Source organism: Kitasatospora sp. NPDC005856 (genome assembly GCF_040629945.1).
Classification (GTDB): domain Bacteria; phylum Actinomycetota; class Actinomycetes; order Streptomycetales; family Streptomycetaceae; genus Kitasatospora.
Genome location: NZ_JBEXWT010000031.1, coordinates 31091 through 50308, shown reverse-complemented (window position 1 = coordinate 50308; position 19218 = coordinate 31091). Strand labels below are relative to the sequence as shown.

Below are 19218 nucleotides of genomic sequence, written 5' to 3'. Positions count from 1 at the left end.
CGCACCGGCGACGCTGACGCCGCACCCGCGGTAGTCGATCGCCGACCCGGCTGAACGTACGAAGGGCCCGCTCCGTCCCCCGGAGCGGGCCCTTCGCGTTCCCCCGACACCCCCCGACACCCCCACGCCCCCACGGCGCGGTGCCCCCACGGGGTGTTGTGCTGGAAGTGAGAATAACCCGTGGCGCGCGGGCGCGACAGTCCCGTAGCGTCACGGCCATGAGCAGCAGACTGCACGACGTGGCACGAGTGAACGAGGAGATCGCCGCGCGGGGGAGCTACCGGACGGCCGGGGGCGAACTCGTGCGGGTGGGGGAGGAGTTGACGGCGGCGCGGGCCGGCACGGTGTCCTACGCGCCGGAGCGGCTGGACGCGCTGCTGGCGGTGGGCGAGCCCGGGCCGGGGCCGGCGGCCGGGCGGATCGAGGTGACGGCCGAGGGCAGCATCCAGGCCGCCCGTCGGCTGGTCGAGGCCGGGGCGGGGCCGGTCGGGGTGCTGAACTTCGCCTCCGCGCGCAACCCCGGCGGCGGCTACCTGCGCGGCGCCCGCGCCCAGGAGGAGGACCTGTGCCGCAGCGCGCTGCTGTACGGCTGCCTGCTGGAGGCGCCGGACTACTACGAGGCGCACCGGGCCTCCACCGACCTCCGGTACAGCCACCGGGTGATCGTCTCACCGGCGGTGCCGGTGATCCGGGACGGGCGCGGCGAGCTGCTGGCGCAGCCGTACCCCGTCACCTTCCTGACCTCGCCCGCGCCCAACGCCGGGCAGCTGGAACGGCGTTCGGCCGGCGTGGACGTCCGGGACGTGCTCGCCGAGCGGGCCGTGCGGGTGCTCGCGGCGGCCGCCCGGCACGAGGTGCGCACCCTGGTGCTCGGGGCCTGGGGCTGCGGGGTGTTCCGCAACGATCCGGCGCAGGTCGCCGAGGCCTTCGAGGGGGCGCTGGCCCGGTACGGGGCGGCCTTCGAGCGGGTGGTGTTCGCGGTCTGGGACCGCTCGCCGGTCTCGGCGAACCGGGCCGCCTTCGAGGCCCGGTTCGGCGCGAGGTGACCGTCCGGTAGCCGGCTACTTCCGGCGGGCGGCGAGCGCCGTGGCGGCGGTGGAGGCCGCCGCGACCACACCGGTCACGGCGAAGACGGACGGCCAGGCGCCGATCCGCTTCGCCAGCGGGTGCGAGCCGCCGAAGGCCGCCACGTACAGACCGGTCAGCGCCGCCGCGGTGCCTGCACCCGCGCTGCGGCGCCACTGCGCGGCGGCCCCGGCACCGGCCACCGCCAGCACCGCGCCGCCCAGTTCGCGCCGGCCGCTCCACCGGGCGACGCCGTAACCGCCGACCAGACCGGTCGCCGCGGTCAGCGCGGCGGGCGCGGCGGCCGTGAACACGTTCGGGACCTTCGCCATCGTGGACTCCACTCGTGGGGGCTGTGTCGTTCGTTTTCCGACCATAACCCGGTGAACGAACGGGGCCGCCGGGGCCTCCCGCCGGGACACCGGAAGGGCGCCTCCCCCCGGGACACCGGAAGGGCGCCTCCCCCCGGGACACCGGAAGGGCCTCCTACCGGAACGCCTCCGCGGGCGTCTGCCCCGGCACCGTGGCGGCCAGCAGCCGTGCGGCCTCCGCCGGGTCGAGCACCCGCTCCAGCCGCAGGTCGCCCGGGACCTCCTGGATGAACCGCCCGGCCGACCAGCTCCGCTCGTACGGCAGTGGCTCCAGCACCAGGGTGCGCACGCCGTCCACCACCGGGATGTCGCTCGGCGTCCCCTCGTTCCAGATCCAGGAGCCGTCCGGCGCGACCAGGTTGAAGGCGCCGGTGGCGATCACCCGCCGGCCGTCCAGGTGAGCCGTCCGGGCCAGCGCCACCACCTCCCGGTCCTGCGGGGTGCCGGGCAGGTGGCCGCCGCCGATCAGCACGTCGGCGAGCAGGGTGTGCAGCTGGAAGGTGTCGCTCAGACCGCTCATCCGCAGCAGGTAGCCGGTGCCGGTGGGGCGGTCGAGCACCAGCAGCGGCTCGGCGTCCAGCATCAGCGCCAGGTGGACCAGGCCCTTGAAGTCGTGCTGCTCGCCCTGGTAGCGCTCGAACAGCTCCAGGATCACCTCGGTCACGCCCGAGGCGCGGGCCCCGGTCCGGACCTCCGCGTGCGCGTACACCGCCCAGGCCGCCTGCTGCCACAGGTGCAGCGTCCACCAGGCGACCACGGCCAGGTGGGCGTGCCACTCGTCCAGGTGCGCCGGGTCGGCGATCCGCTCGTGCGCCTCGGCCGGATCGTCCTCCTCCGCGCTGGGCAGCGGGCCGCCGCCGGTGGAGACCCAGCGCCGCACCAGCAGCTGCGCGCCGGTCAGCGCCCCGCGCAGACCGGCCAGCACCGGGCCGGAGCAGACGACCGGGTCGGCGCCGTGCTCCACGCAGGCGCCCACCACCATGGCCAGGTGCGCCCGGGGGAACGGCGGGGCGTCCGGCAGCAGCGCGGCCAGCCGGGGGCCGGCCGCCGCCCGCTCGGCCGGGTCGGCCGCACCGAACAGCCCGCCGACCAGCCCGAGGGCGGGCCCGAACTGCTCGTCGTCCCCGGCCGTGACCACGGCCTCCAGGGCGGCCACGGCTTCGGAGAAGGTGGGTTGTTGACGGTGCGACGGTATCTGCTCGGTGGACATTCGCCGCAGCATAGGGGGCGGAGCCGGTCCGGCGGAAACTCCTCCGAGCCCCGGCCGTATCCGGGCTCCGTCAGTGCCCGGTGGCAGACTTCGATCATGACGGACTCCGCGATCACCGACGGCAGCTACCTCGTCCGCAACGTCGGAAGCGGCCTGCTGCTGCAGGTCGCCGACGGCTCCCGGCGCCTCGGTGCCCGGATCGTCCTCGGCGCGGACGACGGCAGCGACGCCCAGCTCTGGCGCCTCACCGCCGTCCACCCGGGCGGCGCGCTGTTCCACATCGAGAACGCCGGCAGCGGCAGGCGCCTGGACGTCACCGGCGCCTCGACGGAGGACGGCGTCCGCGTCCAGCAGTGGTCGGCCAACGCCTTCGGCGCCCAGGAGTGGCTGTTGGAGGCCCACGTCGACGCCCCGGGCACCTACACGGTCACCAGCTTCGTCAGCGGCAAGCCCCTGACGGCGGGTGCCGCCCCGGAGGCCGACGTCCACCAGCACGAGGACGTCGACGCGCCGACCCAGTGGTGGCGCTTCGAGCGCCGGGCGGGCTGAAGTCCGGTCAGCCCGTGAGGTTGGCGCGGGCGGAGTCGAGTTCGGCGTCCGTCGTGCCGTGGTGGCGCAGGTAGCCGGGGACCGTGCCGTGGTGGTCGTGGATCCAGGCCAGCGAGGAGGCGAGGAGTTCGGCGTCGACCGGGCGGGAGAGGCGCTCGGTGCCGGTCTCGTCGATGTACGGGGCGGGGCCCTTGTCGAGGCCGAGGCCGATGTTGGAGAGCAGGAAGTCGGCGGTGATCTCGGCCTCGGAGGCGCCCAGCAGGGACTGCAGGACGGCGATGGTCAGCCCGGTGCGGTCCTTGCCGACGGCGCAGTGGACGACGGCGGCCAGCGTGTTCGGGGCGGCGAGGCGGCGGACGACGGCGGCGATCGAGGGGCCGGCCGTCGAGGCCATGAAGGGGTAGAGGGCGGTCTGGTCCTCCGGCCACGGCCGGTCGTCGTCCCGGGGGTGCGGGGGCAGGGTGGGCAGACCGAGGGTCTCGTGGTCGAGGCCGTACCGCTGGTCCGGCCAGACCTCCAGCTCGAACGCGCTGCGCAGGTCGATCACCGTCCGCAGGCCGAGCGACTCGAGCCGCCGGGCGCCGTCCTCGGTCAGGGTGTGGAAGGACCCGGAGCGGTACAGCACGCCCCGACGGAGCGCGCCGATCCCGCCCGCGTCACGGAAGTTGCGCACGCCGGGGATGTCGATGAAGGCGTCGGTCATGGTCACCACCGTACGGGCGGGGGCGGGTGGGCGGAAGGAAACCGGAGGGGGCGGCCCGGTGGCGGGACGACGCTGGCCGAAACCGGCCCCCGCCGGTGCGCGACCGGCCGGTCAGCGCCCGCCCGAGACCTCCAGGAACGACCCGGTGGTGTACGAGGCCGCCGGGGAGAGCAGGAAGAGGATCGCCTCGGCGACCTCCTCCGGCTGTCCGCCGCGCCGCATCGGCAGGCCGGGCGCGACCCGGTCGACCCGCCCGGGCTCGCCGCCGAGCGCGTGGATGTCGGTGTGGATCAGCCCCGGCCGCACCGCGTTGACCCGGATGCCCTCGGCGGCGACCTCCAGGGCGAGGCCGCGGGTCATCGAGTCCACCGCGCCCTTGGCGGCCGCGTAGTCGACGTACTCGTTCGGCGAGCCGATCCGGGAGGCGGCCGAGCCGACGTTGACGATGGCGCCGCCCCGCCCGCCGTACCGGGTGGACATCCGGCGGACGGCCTGGGCCGCGCACAGGAACGGGCCGGTGATGTTGGCGGCCCAGATCCGGGTCAGCCGGTCCTCGTCGATCTCCTCCAGCCGGCACTGCTTCTCCAGCGTGCCGGCGTTGTTCACCAACCCGGTGAGCGGGCCGAGTTCGTCGTCCACAGTGGTGAACAGCCGCTCCACCTCGGCGGTGCGGGTGACGTCGGCGCGCACCGCCAGGGCGGTGCCGCCCCCGGCCCGGATCGCGTCCACCACGGCGGCCGCCGAGGCCTCGTCCGTACGGTAGTTGACGCAGACCCGGTGGCCGCGGCGGGCGGCCAGCAGGGCGGTGGCGGCCCCGATGCCACGGCTCGCGCCGGTGACGATCAGGACCTCGTCGGTAGGGGTGGTCGACATGGCCCGTACGCTACCCGGCGGCCCGGCCGGTGACACCCGCGGTGGTCGCCCGCAGGGCCGCGGGCGGAATTCGCTCGCCCGGTGCGGCCCGTTCCGGCGAGGATGCCCGGACGAGGATGCGGTGCCCGCCCGTCCGTCCGAGAGGAGTCCGCCGATGTCCACCACGACCGCCGTTCCCGGCACGGTGCTGCTCTCGGGCATCGTCGGCTCCACCGCGTACGGCTTCGCCCACGCCGGCTCCGACATCGACCGGCTGGGCCTGTTCGCCACCCCCACCGAGGAGTTGCACGGCCTGCACCGCCCGGCCGAGTCCCACGTCACCACCGTGCCCGACCTCACCCTGCACGAGGCCGCCAAGTGGTGCCGGCTGGCGCTGAGCTGCAACCCGACCGCCTCCGAACTGGTCTGGCTGCCGGACGAGCTGTACGAGGTCCGCACCCCGCTCGGCGACGAACTGGTGGGCCTGCGCACGGCCTTCCTCAGCGCGCCGGCCGTCCGGAAGGCCTACCTGGGCTACGCCGACCAGCAGTTCCGCAAGCTGCTGACCCGCGAGACCGCCGACCCGGCCGCCCGCCGCCGGGCCGCCAAGCACGCCCGTCACCTGGTCCGGCTGGTCGAGCAGGCCGTTCGCCTGCACGGGACCGGCCGCAACCTGATCCGGCTGCCCGACCCCGAACGCATCCGCGAACTCGGCGAACGCATCGCCGACCGCCCCACCCTCGCGGAGGGTCTGCTCGCCGATGCCGCCGAGTGCCTCGCCGGCCCCGGAGCCCTGCCCGCCGCCCCCGACCTGCGCCCCGTCGAGGACTGGCTCCGCCGGGTCCGCGCCGCCCACTACACCCCGCCGCGGGAACCGCCCCACGACCCCGGCACGCCCGCGCAATCCACTGGCGGAGCCCTGGGCCCCACCGGGTAGGATCGCCGTGGTCCTTCCACCCGGCATGCCGGGCGCCCAAGGGCCGCGGGCCACTAGCTCAATTGGCAGAGCTGCGGACTTTTAATCCGTAGGTTCAGGGTTCGAGCCCCTGGTGGCCCACCGCTCCGAGGCCGGATCAGGCGATCTCCGATCCGGCCTCGTCCCTTTCCCGGCGCGGGCTGTCCGACCTCAGGCCGCGCAACCTGCCCGGGTGTCCAACTCCCGGATGTCGCAGCGGTGTTGCGGTGTGCGGTGCGAGCGGTGGGCCGATCCGCCGCCGCGGTCGGTGGCGAGGGCCGGCGGCCGGCAGCGTCCCTGCGAGGCCTCCACGGGTCGCGCCGGTGGCCGGATCCCGACCTGGGTGTGAGGCCGGTGAAGTGGCATGGGTCACGTCGGAATCGGGCGTTTTCGACTGTTCTGCGGGGATGTTGCCCGCCGGTCGGCGGGGTTGCCCGAGGGCCGAGGGTCGGTGATCGTGTCGGGCCTAAATATGATCGGAAGCCACGATCGTCGGTTAGTGGTGACGGTCGTATGTGCAACCTGGGAACGGTCCGGGCCGTCTCTCTGTGTGCGGTGCGCCGGATCGTCAGGGGCGTCGCTTCCGTCGGTGAAAGGTACGCGCATGTCAGGTCGGAGGGGCGAGAGCCCGGCTCGGGGCGAAGGCGTGCCCGCGACGGAAGACGCCGCGGGCGCCGTGCCCTCCCCGCGTGCCGGCGGCCGGGCGGAGGCCCGTCGCGCCGCCCAGGGCAAGGGTGGCCGCGGCGGCGGCAGCGGTGGCGGAGCGACGGATGCGGCGGGGGCGTCCGGCGGCGGCCGGGCCGCGGCGCGCAAGAGCGCCAAGCCCAAGAAGAACGTGAAGAAGATCGTCGCCTGGTCGACGGCGGGCGCCCTGGTGGTCGTCGCCGGAGTCGGCGGCGCGATCTACCTCAAGCTGAACGCCAACATCAAGTCCTTCGACGGCGACGCGATAGCCCGCAACCGCCCCCCGGAGGCCAAGGCCGACGCGGACGGCAACAAGCCGGTCAACGTGCTGCTGATCGGCTCGGACAGCCGCGGCAAGAACAACGCCGACCTCGGCGGCGGCGAGGACGGCGGCGCCCGCTCGGACACCACGATCCTGCTGCACGTCTACGCCGACCACAAGCACGCCGTGGGGATCTCGATACCCCGCAACGCCAAGGTCGAGCTGCCGTCCTGCAAGCTGCCCAACGGCAAGTGGACCAAGGGCGGCAACACCGACCTGTTCAACGCCGCGTTCTCGATGGGCGGCAGCGACGACGGCAACCCGGCCTGCACCCAGAACACGGTGGAGAAGCTCACCGGCATCCGGGTCGACCACACCCTCGTGGTCGACTTCAACGGTTTCGCCTCGATGACCTCGGCCGTCAACGGCGTGGACATCTGCCTGCCGAAGCCGATCTACGAGGGCGACATCAACCCCAAGCTGCCCAAGAAGGGCGCGGTCGTCCTGCCGCAGGGCAAGCAGACCGTGGAGGGCCAGAAGGCGCTCGACTACGTCCGGCTGCGGCACGGCATCGGCGACGGCTCGGACATCGGCCGGATGAAGCGCCAGCAGGCGTTCCTCGGCTCGCTCGCCAGCAAGATCAAGAAGGAGGGGATGAACCCCACCACCCTCCTTCCGCTGGCCGACGCCGCCACCAAGTCCCTGGTCGTCGACCCGGGTCTGGACTCCGCCGACAAGCTGCTCTCCTTCGGCCTGTCGCTGAAGAACATCGACATGCACGACCTCAAGTTCGTGACGGTGCCCTGGCGTTACCGCACCCAGGACCAGGACCTCGACATCGTCCAGGCGGACGCCGGCAAGCTCTGGGAGACCCTCAAGGCCGACCAGACCATCGACGGCCAGAACGCCACCGGCCAGCAGCCGGACGCCCCGGCCGAGGGCACCAGCCCGGCCCCGCAGCCGCCCGCCGCGCCCACCACTCCGGCCGCGCCGGCCGGGGACGCCGGCAACTCGGCGATCAGGGTCGCGGTCTACAACGGAACCACCGTCAACGGCCTGGCCGGCAAGGCGACCGAGCAGCTGAAGGGTGCCAAGTTCACCGCCAGCACGGCGGGCCAGGCGGCGAGCACCAGGTACAAGACCTCCACGATCGAGTACGGCTCCGGGCAGAAGGCGAACGCCGAGAAGGTCGCCGCGCTGTTCCCGGGCGCCGACCTGCAGTCCAGCAGCGCCCGGGGCATCTCGGTGATCGTCGGCCAGGACTTCGCGGCCGCCATGGGGATGGCCTCCGGTGCTCCTGCGGGCGGCGCGCCCTCGGCCGCCCCCGGCGTCCCGACGCCCCCGCCGCCGCTGCCGACCACCATCACCAACGAAGCCCGCTCGGCGGACGACGACATCTGCGCGAACACGTCGTACGGCAGCGGCGGCTGATCGGACCGAGCGGAACACCCGCGGGGCGACCCCCGGGCCGGCGCCCTCCGGGGCGCGCGGGCCCGGGGGTCGTGCCATGGTGGGCCCGTGGCCCCCCGGCGGGGCCGCGCGGTCACCGAAAGGCGGACCCATGCCCGAGATCGCCCTCCAACTCGACATCGCCGCGCCCCGGGCCGTGGTGCTCGCCGCGCTCACCACCCACGACGGGCTGACCTCCTGGTGGACCACCGGCGTGGACCGGGACGGGGACGTCCTGCTGTTCGACTTCCCGGACGTCCCCGAGCCGTTCCGGCTGCGGGTGGAGCGGGCCGACCGGGACCGGGTGGTGTGGGCCAACGCCGGCTCCTTCCCGCCGCACTGGGCCGGCACCTGGATCAGCTGGGAGCTTGCCGAGCCGGCTGCGGCCCCGGGCGGCAGCCCGATGCCCGAGCGGCCCGCCGCCCCCGAGCGCACCCGGCTGCTGTTCCGGCACGGCGGCTGGCAGCCGGGCAGCGAGGAGGGCGTCCCGGCGGTGGCCGGCACCTGGGCCGAACTGCTGGTCCGGCTCAAGGACTACGCGCAGAGCGGCAAGGTGCAGCCCTACTTCGTCACCGAGCACCGCCACGACGCCCCGTGAACACCCCGTGGGCGCCCGGTGACGGTCCGGGCGGCCGGTCGCCCGCCAGGGCGCCGTCCGGTGGCGGGATCGCGGCGGCGGACCGATGGTGGCGGTGTACCGCCGTCGTCACCGGGCGGGGCCGGACCCCCACCCGGCCCGCCCGGGACGACGGGCCGACCGTCCTGACCGCCCCGACCATCCCGACAGTCCTGACCGTCCCGATCACCACAGCCGGCCACCACCGCCTCCGGGAGGCCCAGCAATGCCCGTAGTCACCGATCCGTACAAGCCCGGCACCCCGTGCTGGGTCGACCTGATGGCGAGCGACCAGCAGGCCGCGCTCGACTTCTACCGCGACCTGTTCGGCTGGCAGGGCGAGGTCGGCCCGGCCGAGTTCGGCGGCTACGCCGTGTGTGCGCTCAACGGCCGGCCGGTCGCCGGGATCATGGCGCGGATGGCGCCCGAGGGGCAGCCGGAGCCGCCCGTCGCCTGGACCACCTACCTCGCCTCCGACGACGCCGACGCGGCCCGGACGGCCATCGCCGCGGCCGGCGGCACCGTCCTGTACGACCCGATGGACGTCGGCGAGATCGGCCGGATGCTGGTGGCCGCCGACCCGACCGGTGCCGTGTTCGGGGTCTGGCAGGCGAAGGAGTTCATCGGCGCGGGCGTCGTCAACGAGCCCGGCGCACTGACCTGGAACGAGCTCAACACCTCCGACACCGACGCGGCCGGAGGCTTCTACCAGCCGGCCCTCGGGCTGCGCCCGGCCACCATCCAGGGCATGGACGGCTACTTCTCGCTCAACGTCGGCGACCGCACGGTGGCCGGCATGCAGGCGGTCCCCGGCTACCTGGCGCCCGGCACGCCCTCGCACTGGATGACCTACTTCTCCGTGGACAGCACCGACTCCACGGTGGACGCCCTGGTCAAGGCCGGCGGCTCGGTGATCCAGCCGGCCTTCGACATGCAGTCCGGCCGGATGGCGGTGGTCCAGGACCCGCAGGGCGCGGTCTTCGCGGTCGTCGAGGCGCCCGAGGCGCAGATGCCCGACTCGCCGTAGCCCCCCCGTGACCGCCGTAGCCCCCGTGATCGCCGCAGCGCCGTCCCCGGACGGCCGGGCGACCGGAAGCCGCCCTTCCCGCGACGCGCCGCCGGGAAATGGGCGGCTTCCCCCCCGTTCCCGGGTAAGACTGCACCCATGCTGGGGCTACCGGACGACATCCGTGCTTTCCTCTTCGACCTCGACGGGGTGCTCACCCAGACCGCGAAGGTGCACGCCGCGGCCTGGAAGGACACCTTCGACGCCTTCCTGCGCGCCGAAGCCGCCCGTACCGGCGGGCAGTTCGTCCCCTTCGACGCAGTCATCGACTACGACACCTACGTGGACGGCCGCCCGCGCCTGGACGGCACCCGCGCGTTCCTGCACAGCCGGGGCATCGAACTCCCCGAGGGAACCCCGGAGGACCCACCCAACTCCCGTACCGTACAAGGGATCAGCCGGGCCAAGAACGACACCGTGCTGCGGCTGATCCGGGAGCGGGGCGTCCGGCCGTACCAGGGCTCGGTGGAGTACGTGCACCGGCTGCGCGCGGCCGGGCTGCCGAGCGCCGTGGTCTCCTCCAGCGCGAACTGCCGCGACGTGCTGCGGGCGGCCGGGATCGAGGAGCTGTTCGAGGTGATCGTGGACGGCAACGTGGCCAAGGCCGAGGGCCTGCCCGGCAAGCCCGCCCCCGACACCTACCTGTACGCCGCCCGCGCCCTCGGCGTCGAACCCGCCCGCGCCGCGGTCTTCGAGGACGCGCTCGCCGGGGTCGCCTCCGGCCGGGCCGGCGGCTTCGGCGCCGTGGTCGGGGTCGACCGCACCGGCCAGGCCGCCGAACTGCGCCGGGACGGCGCGACCGTGGTCGTCCAGGACCTCTCCGAGCTCCTGGGGGACAAGGCATGAGCGAGCGCAGCCAGGTGGGCGCATGTAGTGAGCGCGGCGAGGTGGGCGCATGAGTGCCGCGGACGCCTTCGCGATCGACCCCTGGCAGATCACCGAACAGGGCCTCGACCTGTCCTCGATGGCCCGCGCCGAATCCGTCTTCGCGCTGTCCAACGGGCACATCGGCCTGCGCGCCAACCTGGACGAGGGCGAGCCGCACGGCCTGCCCGGCACCTACCTCAACGGCGTCTTCGAGCTGCGTCCGCTGCCGTACGGCGAGGGCGGCTACGGCTACCCGGAGTCCAGCCAGAGCGTCATCAACGTGACCAACGGCAAGATCATCCGGCTGTTGGTGGACGACGAGCCCTTCGATCTGCGCTACGGCGAACTCCTCAGCCACAAGCGCTGGTTGGACTTCCGGGAGGGGCTACTGCACCGCGAGGCCGAGTGGACCTCCCCGGCCGGGCGGACGATCCGGGTGCGCTCCTCCCGGCTGGTCTCGCTCACCCAGCGCGCCGTCGCCGCCGTCGAGTACAGCGTCGAGGCGGTGGACGGCCCGGTGCGGATCGTGCTCCAGTCCGAGCTGGTCGCCAACGAGCAGCTGCCCGGCGGCCCCGAGGGGGACCCGCGGGCCGCCGCCGTGATGGAGGCGCCGCTGCACCCGGAGGCGCACCACGCCAGCGCCACCAAGGCCGTCCTGGTGCACCGCACCCGCTACAGCGGCATCCGGGTCGCGGCCGGGATGGACCACATCATCGAGGGACCGGAGAAGTCCGACACCGTCGCCGAGTCCGAGGCCGACCACTGCCGGATCAGCGTCACCACCGTGCTCAAGGCCGGACAGCGGCTGCGGCTGACCAAGTTCATGGCCTACGGCTGGTCCGGCACCCGCTCGCTGCCCGCCGTCCGGGATCAGGTGGAGGCCGCGCTGACCGCCGCCCGCTACACCGGCTGGGACGGGCTGGTCGCCGAACAGGCCGAATTCCTCGAGGAGTTCTGGGCGACCAGTGACATCGAGATCGAGGGCGACGTCGAACTCCAGCAGGCCGTCCGGTTCGCCGTCTTCCACGTCCTGCAGGCCGGCGCCCGCAGCGAGGAGCGGGCCATCCCGGCCAAGGGCCTGACCGGGCCCGGCTACGACGGGCACAGCTTCTGGGACACCGAGACCTTCGTCCTGCCGGTGCTCACCTACTGCCTGCCCGCGGCGGTCAACCAGGCCCTGCGCTGGCGGCACACCACCCTGCCTCTGGCCCGCGAACGGGCCGTCCAACTCGGCCTGGCCGGCGCGGTGTTCCCGTGGCGGACGATCCGCGGCGAGGAGTGCTCCGGGTACTGGCCGGCCGGCACCGCGGCCTTCCACATCGGCGCCGACATCGCGGCCGCCGTCGCCCGCTACGTCCGGGCCACCGGCGACGCCGAGTTCGAGCGCGAGTACGGGCTCGAACTGCTCGTCGAGACCGCCCGGATGTGGCGCTCGCTCGGCCACCACGACGTGGCCGGGAAGTTCCGCATCGAGGGCGTCACCGGGCCCGACGAGTACAGCGCCGTCGCGGACAACAACGTCTTCACCAACCTGATGGCGCAGACCAACCTGCGCGCCGCCGCCGAGGCCGCCGTCCGCCACCCGCACGAGGCCGCGCTGCTCGGCGTGGACACCGAGGAGACCGCCGCCTGGCGCGACGCGGCCGCCGCGATGTACATCCCGTACGACGAGGACCTCGGCGTCCACCCGCAGGCCGACGACTTCACCCACCACCAGGTCTGGGACTTCGAGCACACCCCGCCGGAGAAGTACCCGCTGCTGCTGCACTTCCCGTACTTCGACCTGTACCGCAAGCAGGTGGTCAAGCAGGCGGACCTGGTGCTCGCCATGCAGGTCCGCGGCGACGCCTTCACCGACGAGCAGAAGGCCCGCAACTTCGCCTACTACGAGCGGCTGACCGTCCGGGACTCCTCGCTCTCCGCCTGCACCCAGGCGGTGATCGCCGCCGAGGTCGGCCAGCTCGACCTCGCCTACGACTACACGGCCGAAGCGGCGTTGATGGACCTGCACGACCTCGGCGGCAACACCCGCGACGGCCTGCACATGGCCTCGCTCGCCGGGGCCTGCATCGCCCTGGTGGCCGGCTTCGGCGGGCTGCGCGACCACAGCGAGACGCTCTCGTTCCGGCCGCGGCTGCCGTCCGGGCTGATGCGGCTGAGCTTCTCGCTGCTGGTGCGCGGGCACCTGCTCGGCGTCGAGATCACCCACGAGCGGACGACGTACACGCTGCGCCGCGGCGAGGTCCTCCACCTGCGGCACGACGGCGAGGGGGTGCAGGTCAAGTCCGGTGCCCCGGTCAGCCTGCCGACCACCGTGCCGCCCGCGCAGGAGCGGGTCGCCCAGCCCCCGGGCCGCGAACCCGCCCGCCGCCAGCCCCAGGCCGGCCTCGCGGCGGGCAAGCTCGGTCAGCAGGACCACCTGGCGGCCGAGTAGCCGCGCTCCCCGCCCGGCGCGTCCGCCCCGCCCGGGAGTTCCCCGCGTCCCGACAGGGGGCGCGGGGAACGGCGCGAAGTGGACGGCCCGGGGTCGCACGCCCGCTCCGCGCCCAGTCCCCCCGGCAGGCGCCCCGCCCCGCCTCACCCGTTCGCCGCCCCCCGGCTGCGCCGCCCCCGGCCGCCCCGGAGAGTGCAGGTGTCCTGTGGAGCCGCCCCAGCGAAGGAGTCGCAGCCGTGGCGAGCGTGGCCGAACAGATGGTGGAGGTGCTCCGGCAGGCCGGGGTGGAGCGGGTCTACGGCGTCGTCGGCGACAGCCTCAACCCCGTCGTGGACGCGATCCGCCGGGCCGACGGCATCAGCTGGGTGCACGTGCGCAACGAGGAGGCCGGCGCCTTCGCGGCCGCCGCCGAGGCCGAGCTCTCCGGCCGGCTGGCGGTCTGCGCCGGCTCCTGCGGCCCCGGCAACACCCACCTCGTCCAGGGCCTCTACGACGCCCAGCGCAGCGGCCTGCCCGTGCTCGCGCTCGCCTCCCACATCCCGTCCGGGCAGATCGGCACCGGCTTCTTCCAGGAGACCCATCCCGAGCGGGTGTTCACCGACTGCAGCAACTGGTGCGAGATGCTCTCCGCCCCGGCCCAGATGCCCCGCCTGCTGCGGGTCGCCGTCCAGCACGCGCTCGGCTCGCACGGCGTCTCCGTGCTGGCCTTCCCCGGGGACGTCGCCGCGCTCACCGCCGCCGCACCCACCGGCACCAGCCGCTTCCTCACCGAGGAGGCCGTCGCCGCGCCGCCCTGGTCCCAGGTGCAGGAGCTGGCCCGGCTGCTCAACGCGGCCCGCAAGGTGGTCCTGTTCTGCGGTGCCGGGGTGCGCACGGCGCACGCCGAGGTGCTGGCGGCCGCGCAGGCCCTGAACGCGCCGATCGGCCACTCCCTGCGCGGCAAGGAGTGGATCCAGTTCGACAACCCGTACGACGTCGGCATGAGCGGCCTGCTCGGCTACGGGGCCTGTCACGAGGCGCTGCACTCCGCCGACCTGGTGCTGCTGCTCGGCACCGACTTCCCGTACGACTCCTTCCTGCCGGGGGCGCACACCGTCCAGGTCGACCACGACGCCACCCGGCTCGGCCGCCGCACCCCGCTCGAACTGGCCGTCCACGGCGACGTGGCCGCCACCCTGCGGGCCGTACTGCCGCTGCTGGACGCCAAGTCCGACCGCGCCTTCCTGGACGGGATGCTGCGCAAGCACTGCCGGGCACTGGAGGACGTGATCGGCGCGTACACCCGGGACATCGAGAAGCACCTGCCGATCCACCCCGAGTACGTCGCCTCGGTGCTGGACGAGGTGGCCGCCGAGGACGCGGTGTTCACCGTGGACACCGGCATGAACAACGTCTGGGCCGCCCGCTACCTCCAGCCCAACGGCCGCCGCCGGGTGATCGGCTCCTTCCTGCACGGCTCGATGGCCAACGCCCTCCCGCACGCGATCGGCGCCCAGCTCGCCTGCCCGGGGCGGCAGGTGGTCGCGATGGCGGGCGACGGCGGGATCGGCATGCTGCTCGGCGAGCTGCTCACGGTGGCCAAGCACCGGCTGCCGGTGAAGACGGTGGTCTTCAACAACGGCGCCCTGGGCATGATCAAGCTGGAGATGCTGGTCTCCGGGTACCCGGAGTCCGAGATCGACAACGGGGACGTGGACTACGCCGGGATCGCCCGGGCGATGGGCATCCAGGCCAAGCGGGTCACCGAGCCGGCCCGGGTGCGGGAGGTGCTGGCGGAGGCGCTGGAGCGGCCGGGCCCGGCCCTGGTGGACGTGGTCACCGACCCCAACGCGCTGTCCATCCCGCCGCACATCACCGCCGCCCAGCTGAAGGGCTTCGCACTGGCGGCGGGCCGGACGGTGCTCTCGGGCGGCGTCGGACGCATGATCGACCTGGCCCGGAGCAACCTGCGGAACATCCCCCGGCCGTGAGGCGGGGCGGGGTTCCGGAGGCCTTTGCCTCTGAGGCAAATTTCTTGCCCGTGCGGCACGCCGGGTGTCCACTGGACACATGACCAGCAGCCCCACCGGCGCCGCCGCCACCGGCGAACAGCTCGACGACCAGGAGGTCGCCGGCCTCGCCGCCCGTCTCCGTGAGCACCGGCTCAGCAGCCGTCTCACGCTGGAAGTGGCCGCGGGGCGGGTCGGACTCTCCCCAGCCTATCTGTCCCGACTGGAGACCGGCCGCCGGCAGCCCTCGCTGCCCGTCCTGCTCGGCCTCGCCCGCGCGTACGGGACCTCGGTCTCCGGCCTGCTCGGCGAGACCCTGGCCGAGCCGGACCCGATCGTCCGCGGCGGCGCCATCGAGCCCGGGCGGGCCGGCGGCTGGGGCTACCGGCGGGCCGGCGCCCCCGGTCGCGCCATGCAGGCCCTGCGGGTGCACGTCCCGCCGGGCGTGCAGGACTCGGTGGTCCGGGTCCACCCGGGCGAGGAGTGGCTCTACGTCCTGCGGGGCGCGCTGCGGGTCACCCTCGGCGACCGCGTCCACCACCTCGGGGTGGGCGACTCCGCCCACTACGACTCGCTCACCCCGCACTGCATCGCCGCGGAGTCGGACAGCGGCGTCGAACTGCTCTTCGTCCACACCCTGCTGCAGAGCCCCGGCGGCGAACTCTGCCTCGGCGGCGGCCCCGCCGCCGTTCACTGACCAGCCGTCAGAACACCCCGGAGGAGATCACCATGGCCGATCCCACCACCACCGTCACCCCGGCAGCTGCCGCCGACACCGCCGCCGGCCCGAAGACCATGGACGCCGGCAAGTGGGCCAACAAGCGGGTCTACCACCGCCTGGTGATCTACACCGCCGGCATCCACGTCTTCGCCGGCTTCATCATCCTCCTGTTCGAACTGGGCAGCCGTAAGTAGTCCGCCCCTCCCGGATCGTCCGCCCGCCCCCCCCCCCGAGGGGGGCGGGCGGGCCGCCCTCCCCCCCCCACCGGCCCCGCCGGCCGACCCCGGCGGCGGGGCGCCCACGTCGCCGCCCCGGCGGCCGCGGCCCACCGCGCGCCCGGCCGCGGCCCCTGCCCGCTCACGCCCCGCGCAGCAGCTCGCACAGAGCCCCGACAGCCGCCGGGAAGGCGTGCTCCGGCGGGGTGGCGTAACCGATGACCAGGGCGGGCGGGGCCTCGTCGGTGGCCGGGCCGTCGGTGGCGCGGTGCCAGCCGAGGCCGTTGAGGGAGAGACCGGCCTGCTGGGCGCGGGCGAGGAGTTCGGCCTCGGGGGTGGAGCCGTGCGGCAGCTGGAGGACGGCGTGCAGGCCCGCCGCGATGCCGGTGACCCGGACGTGCGGGGCGTGTTCGGCGAGCGCCGCGACCAGGTGGTCGCGCCGGCGCCGGTAGTGCAGCCGGCAGCGCCGCACGTGGCGGTCGTACGTGCCGGAGGTGATCAGCTCCGCCAGCGTCAGCTGGTCCAGCACCGGGGACATCGTGTCGGCCAGCGCCTTCAGCCGGGCGACCGGCTCGACCAGCGCGTCCGGCAGCGCCAGCCAGGCCAGCCGCAGCCCCGGCGCGAGGCTCTTGGCGGCCGTTCCGGCGTACACCACCCGCTCCGGGTCCAGCGCCTGCATCGCGCCGAGCGGCTGCCGGTCGTAGCGGAACTCCCCGTCGTAGTCGTCCTCGATGACGTACCGGTCCTGCTCCCGCGCCCACCGCACCGCCTCCGCCCGCCGGTCGGCGGAGAGCGCCGCGCCGGTGGGGTACTGGTGGGCCGGGGTGAGCAGGACGGCGCCCGCCCGGGTGTCGAGCCGATCGACGAGGGCGCCGTCCGCGTCCAGCGGCACCGGGGTGGTGCCGAGCCCGGCGGCGCGGGCGATCGCGTGCTGCGGCGGCAGCCCGTACTCCTCGACGGCCAGTGTGCGGGCACCGCGTTCCCGCAGGGCGGCGCAGAGCAGGCCGAGGCCCTGGGTGACGCCGGTGCAGACGAGCAGGTGGTCGGGGTCGGTGCGGACGCCGCGGACCCGGGCCAGGTAGTGGGTGAGTGCCTGCCGCAGTTCGATCCGGCCGAGCGGGCTGCCGTAGTCGAGGGCCTCGTGCGGTGCGGTGGCGAGGACGCGGCGGGCGGCGGCGAGCCAGGCGGTGCGGGGGAAGAGCGAGAGGTCGGGCCGGCCGGACATCAGGTCGTACCGGGCGGTCGGGCGCCTCGGCGCGGTCGGGGCGGTCGGGGCGGCCGGGCGTCGGCCCTGGGGTGGCTCCGGCACGGCCCGCCGGGCGACGGTGGTGCCCGAGCCCTGGCGAGAGCTGAGCCAGCCCTCCGCGGTGAGCTGGCCGTACGCCTCGACCACGGTGTTGCGGGCGATCCCGAGGTCCTCGCCGAGCGCCCGCGAGGACGGCAGCCGGGTGCCGGGGGCGAGCCGCCCGTCCTGGACGGCCTCGCGCAGCGCGTCCTCCAGGGCGGCCCGCAGCCCGGCGCCGGCGGCCCGTCGCTCGGTGAGGTCCAGGTGCAGGTCGCCGCCGAAGGTGGTCCAGGAGGCGGTCCGGGCGGCGGTCCGCGAAGGGGTCCGGGAGGTGCTCACGGCCCCATTCTCGCGTGGCGGGCCTGTTCGGGCGCCGGAGGTCACCAGGTGGTGCCGGCGGGCTCCTCGATGGTGGTGTTGATGCGGTTGAAGAGGTTGGTCAGGCCGATCATCAGGATGATCGCGGAGAGCTGCTCCTCGTCGAAGTGGTCGGCGGCGGCGTTCCACAGGTCGTCCGGGACGGCCTTGCCCGAGCGGTCGGCGATCCGGGTGGCGGCCTCGGTGAGGGCGAGGGCGGCGCGCTCCCCGTCGGTGAAGAACGGCGCCTCGCGCCAGGCGGCCACCGCGTGCAGCCGCTCGTCGGTCTCGCCGTGCTTCCTGGAGCCCTGGACGCCCGCGAACACGCAGGCGCTGCACCCGTTGATCTGGCTGGCCCGCAGGTGTACCAGTTCGAGGATCTTCGGGTCGACGCCGCCCTGGTACACGGCCTGGTAGATGGTCCGGACGCCCTGCATGGCGTCGGGCAGGACCACGGCGGGGTTCTTCATGCGGGCGGTGGGGGAAGCGGCGGCGGCGGTGGTCATGGCGTCCTCCTGGTCGGTTAGCGTCCGTCACTGGACCGACGGATCCCGACGCGAGGATGTGACAGGGTGAGTGAGGAAATCTCCCCGGCAGGTTCGGCAGGTTCGGCAGGTTCGGCACGTTCGGCCGAACCCGCCGAATCCGCCGAACCGGCCGAGCTGGCCCGGCGTTTCGAGGCGGAGCGCCCCCAGCTGCGCGCGGTGGCCTACCGGATGCTCGGGTCGATCGCCGAGGCCGAGGACGCCGTCCAGGAGGCCTGGCTGAAGCTGAGCCGCAGCGACGTGGGCGAGGTGCGCAACCTCGGGGCCTGGCTCACCACCGTCGTCGGCCGGGTCTGCCTGGACCAGTTGCGCTCCCGCACCTCCCGCCGGGAGGATCCGCTGCCCGAGCAGGAGGGCCTGGTGCGGCTGCCGGATCCGGTGGTCAGCGGGCTGTCGGCGCTGGACCCGGAGCACGAGATCCTGGTGGCGGACTCGGTCGGGATCGCGCTGATGGTGGTGCTGGAGACGCTCTCCCCGGCGGAGCGGGTGGCCTTCGTGCTGCACGACATGTTCGAGGTGCCCTTCGACGGGATCGCCGAGGTGCTCGGCCGCACCTCCGCCTCCACCCGGCAGCTGGCCAGCCGGGCCCGCCGCCGGGTCCGGGGCGCCACCCCGGCCGCGGACTCCGACGGCACCCGCAAGCGCGAGGTGGTGGAGGCCTTCCTGAGCGCCTCCCGGGCCGGCGACTTCGATGCTCTGCTGGCCGTGCTGGACCCGGACGTGGTGGCCCGGTCGGACGGCGGCACGCTGGTGCCGAGCGTGCTGCGCCGCGGTGCGTCGGACGTCGCCTCGCAGGCGATCGCCTTCGCCCGCTTCGCCGCCGGCGGCCGGATGGTCCTGGTCAACGGCTCGCCGGGGGTGGTGTCCTTCGCCGACGGCCGCCCGCTGTCGGTCATGTCGTTCACCATCCACGAGGGCCGCATCACCGCGATGGACATCCTCACCGACCCCACCCGCCTGGCCGCCCTGGGCCTCACGGCCTGACCCGCCCCGGGCCGCCGCCAGGCCGCTCCTGTCCGGTCGA

18 protein-coding genes and 1 tRNA gene are annotated in these 19218 nt (G+C 74.4%); 13 read left to right on the top strand and 6 right to left on the bottom strand.

Features of this window, described 5'->3' with window-relative positions:
* Positions 1-218: 218 nt before the first annotated feature.
* The gene (locus ABZ449_RS20185; RefSeq protein WP_360347444.1) at positions 219-1046 is read left to right on the top strand and encodes a TIGR02452 family protein; all 828 of its coding nucleotides are present in this window, start codon (positions 219-221) and stop codon (positions 1044-1046) included.
* Positions 1047-1061: 15 nt separating this feature from the next.
* On the opposite strand, the gene ABZ449_RS20180 is transcribed toward ABZ449_RS20185, so the two are convergent.
* Both ABZ449_RS20180 and ABZ449_RS20175 read right to left on the bottom strand, forming a co-directional pair.
* Positions 1062-1397 carry a hypothetical protein gene (locus ABZ449_RS20180; RefSeq protein WP_360347442.1) on the bottom strand — a complete coding sequence of 112 codons (336 nt, stop codon included), beginning with the start codon at positions 1395-1397 and terminating at the stop codon, positions 1062-1064.
* 154 nt (positions 1398-1551) lie between these two features.
* Positions 1552-2646 carry a hypothetical protein gene (locus tag ABZ449_RS20175; protein WP_360347440.1) on the bottom strand — a complete coding sequence of 365 codons (1095 nt, stop codon included), beginning with the start codon at positions 2644-2646 and terminating at the stop codon, positions 1552-1554.
* Between ABZ449_RS20175 and ABZ449_RS20170 the strand changes: the two genes are divergently transcribed.
* Complete coding sequence (locus ABZ449_RS20170; protein ID WP_360347522.1) at positions 2620-3195, top strand: RICIN domain-containing protein; 576 nt, start codon at positions 2620-2622, stop codon at positions 3193-3195. The genes ABZ449_RS20175 and ABZ449_RS20170 overlap by 27 nt on opposite strands.
* A gap of 7 nt (positions 3196-3202) precedes the next feature.
* Here the strand turns inward: ABZ449_RS20170 and ABZ449_RS20165 are convergent, their stop codons facing one another.
* Positions 3203-3898, bottom strand: a complete 696-nt coding sequence (locus ABZ449_RS20165; RefSeq protein ID WP_360347438.1) for a tyrosine-protein phosphatase — start codon at positions 3896-3898, stop codon at positions 3203-3205.
* A gap of 111 nt (positions 3899-4009) precedes the next feature.
* Positions 4010-4771 (bottom strand): SDR family oxidoreductase, encoded by a 762-nt coding sequence (locus ABZ449_RS20160; protein ID WP_360347436.1) that lies wholly within the window; start codon positions 4769-4771, stop codon positions 4010-4012.
* Positions 4772-4925: 154 nt separating this feature from the next.
* Here ABZ449_RS20160 and ABZ449_RS20155 point away from each other — a divergent pair, with 154 nt between their 5' ends.
* The 10 genes from ABZ449_RS20155 to ABZ449_RS20110 all read left to right on the top strand — a co-directional run bounded on the left by ABZ449_RS20155 (position 4926) and on the right by ABZ449_RS20110 (position 15986).
* Positions 4926-5687 (top strand): nucleotidyltransferase domain-containing protein, encoded by a 762-nt coding sequence (locus ABZ449_RS20155; RefSeq protein ID WP_360347434.1) that lies wholly within the window; start codon positions 4926-4928, stop codon positions 5685-5687.
* A 47-nt stretch (positions 5688-5734) separates the two neighbouring features.
* A tRNA-Lys gene (locus ABZ449_RS20150) sits at positions 5735-5807 on the top strand.
* 544 nt (positions 5808-6351) lie between these two features.
* The gene (locus ABZ449_RS20145) at positions 6352-8082 is read left to right on the top strand and encodes an LCP family protein (protein WP_360347432.1); all 1731 of its coding nucleotides are present in this window, start codon (positions 6352-6354) and stop codon (positions 8080-8082) included.
* 130 nt (positions 8083-8212) lie between these two features.
* A complete protein-coding gene (locus ABZ449_RS20140; RefSeq protein WP_360347430.1) occupies positions 8213-8698 on the top strand; it encodes an SRPBCC domain-containing protein in 486 nt (161 codons plus the stop codon).
* 244 nt (positions 8699-8942) lie between these two features.
* Positions 8943-9743, top strand: coding sequence for a VOC family protein (locus tag ABZ449_RS20135; RefSeq protein WP_360347428.1), 801 nt, complete (start codon positions 8943-8945; stop codon positions 9741-9743).
* Between the two features lie 138 nt (positions 9744-9881).
* Complete coding sequence (locus ABZ449_RS20130; protein ID WP_360347426.1) at positions 9882-10628, top strand: beta-phosphoglucomutase family hydrolase; 747 nt, start codon at positions 9882-9884, stop codon at positions 10626-10628.
* A gap of 49 nt (positions 10629-10677) precedes the next feature.
* Complete coding sequence (locus tag ABZ449_RS20125) at positions 10678-13083, top strand: glycosyl hydrolase family 65 protein (protein ID WP_360347424.1); 2406 nt, start codon at positions 10678-10680, stop codon at positions 13081-13083.
* A gap of 236 nt (positions 13084-13319) precedes the next feature.
* Positions 13320-15053 carry a pyruvate dehydrogenase gene (locus ABZ449_RS20120; RefSeq protein WP_360347422.1) on the top strand — a complete coding sequence of 578 codons (1734 nt, stop codon included), beginning with the start codon at positions 13320-13322 and terminating at the stop codon, positions 15051-15053.
* 79 nt (positions 15054-15132) lie between these two features.
* Positions 15133-15768, top strand: coding sequence for an XRE family transcriptional regulator (locus ABZ449_RS20115; protein ID WP_360347420.1), 636 nt, complete (start codon positions 15133-15135; stop codon positions 15766-15768).
* 32 nt (positions 15769-15800) lie between these two features.
* Positions 15801-15986, top strand: coding sequence for a DUF6126 family protein (locus ABZ449_RS20110; protein WP_360347418.1), 186 nt, complete (start codon positions 15801-15803; stop codon positions 15984-15986).
* A 163-nt stretch (positions 15987-16149) separates the two neighbouring features.
* Here the strand turns inward: ABZ449_RS20110 and ABZ449_RS20105 are convergent, their stop codons facing one another.
* Both ABZ449_RS20105 and ABZ449_RS20100 read right to left on the bottom strand, forming a co-directional pair.
* Positions 16150-17631: a PLP-dependent aminotransferase family protein gene (locus ABZ449_RS20105; RefSeq protein WP_360347416.1), complete on the bottom strand. Its 1482-nt coding sequence runs from the start codon at positions 17629-17631 to the stop codon at positions 16150-16152.
* A gap of 41 nt (positions 17632-17672) precedes the next feature.
* Entirely contained in the window at positions 17673-18155 is a 483-nt protein-coding gene (locus ABZ449_RS20100) for a carboxymuconolactone decarboxylase family protein (RefSeq protein ID WP_360347414.1), read from the bottom strand.
* Between the two features lie 156 nt (positions 18156-18311).
* On the opposite strand from ABZ449_RS20100, the gene ABZ449_RS20095 reads away from it, so the two are divergent.
* The gene (locus tag ABZ449_RS20095) at positions 18312-19178 is read left to right on the top strand and encodes a sigma-70 family RNA polymerase sigma factor (protein WP_360347520.1); all 867 of its coding nucleotides are present in this window, start codon (positions 18312-18314) and stop codon (positions 19176-19178) included.
* Positions 19179-19218 lie beyond the last annotated feature (40 nt).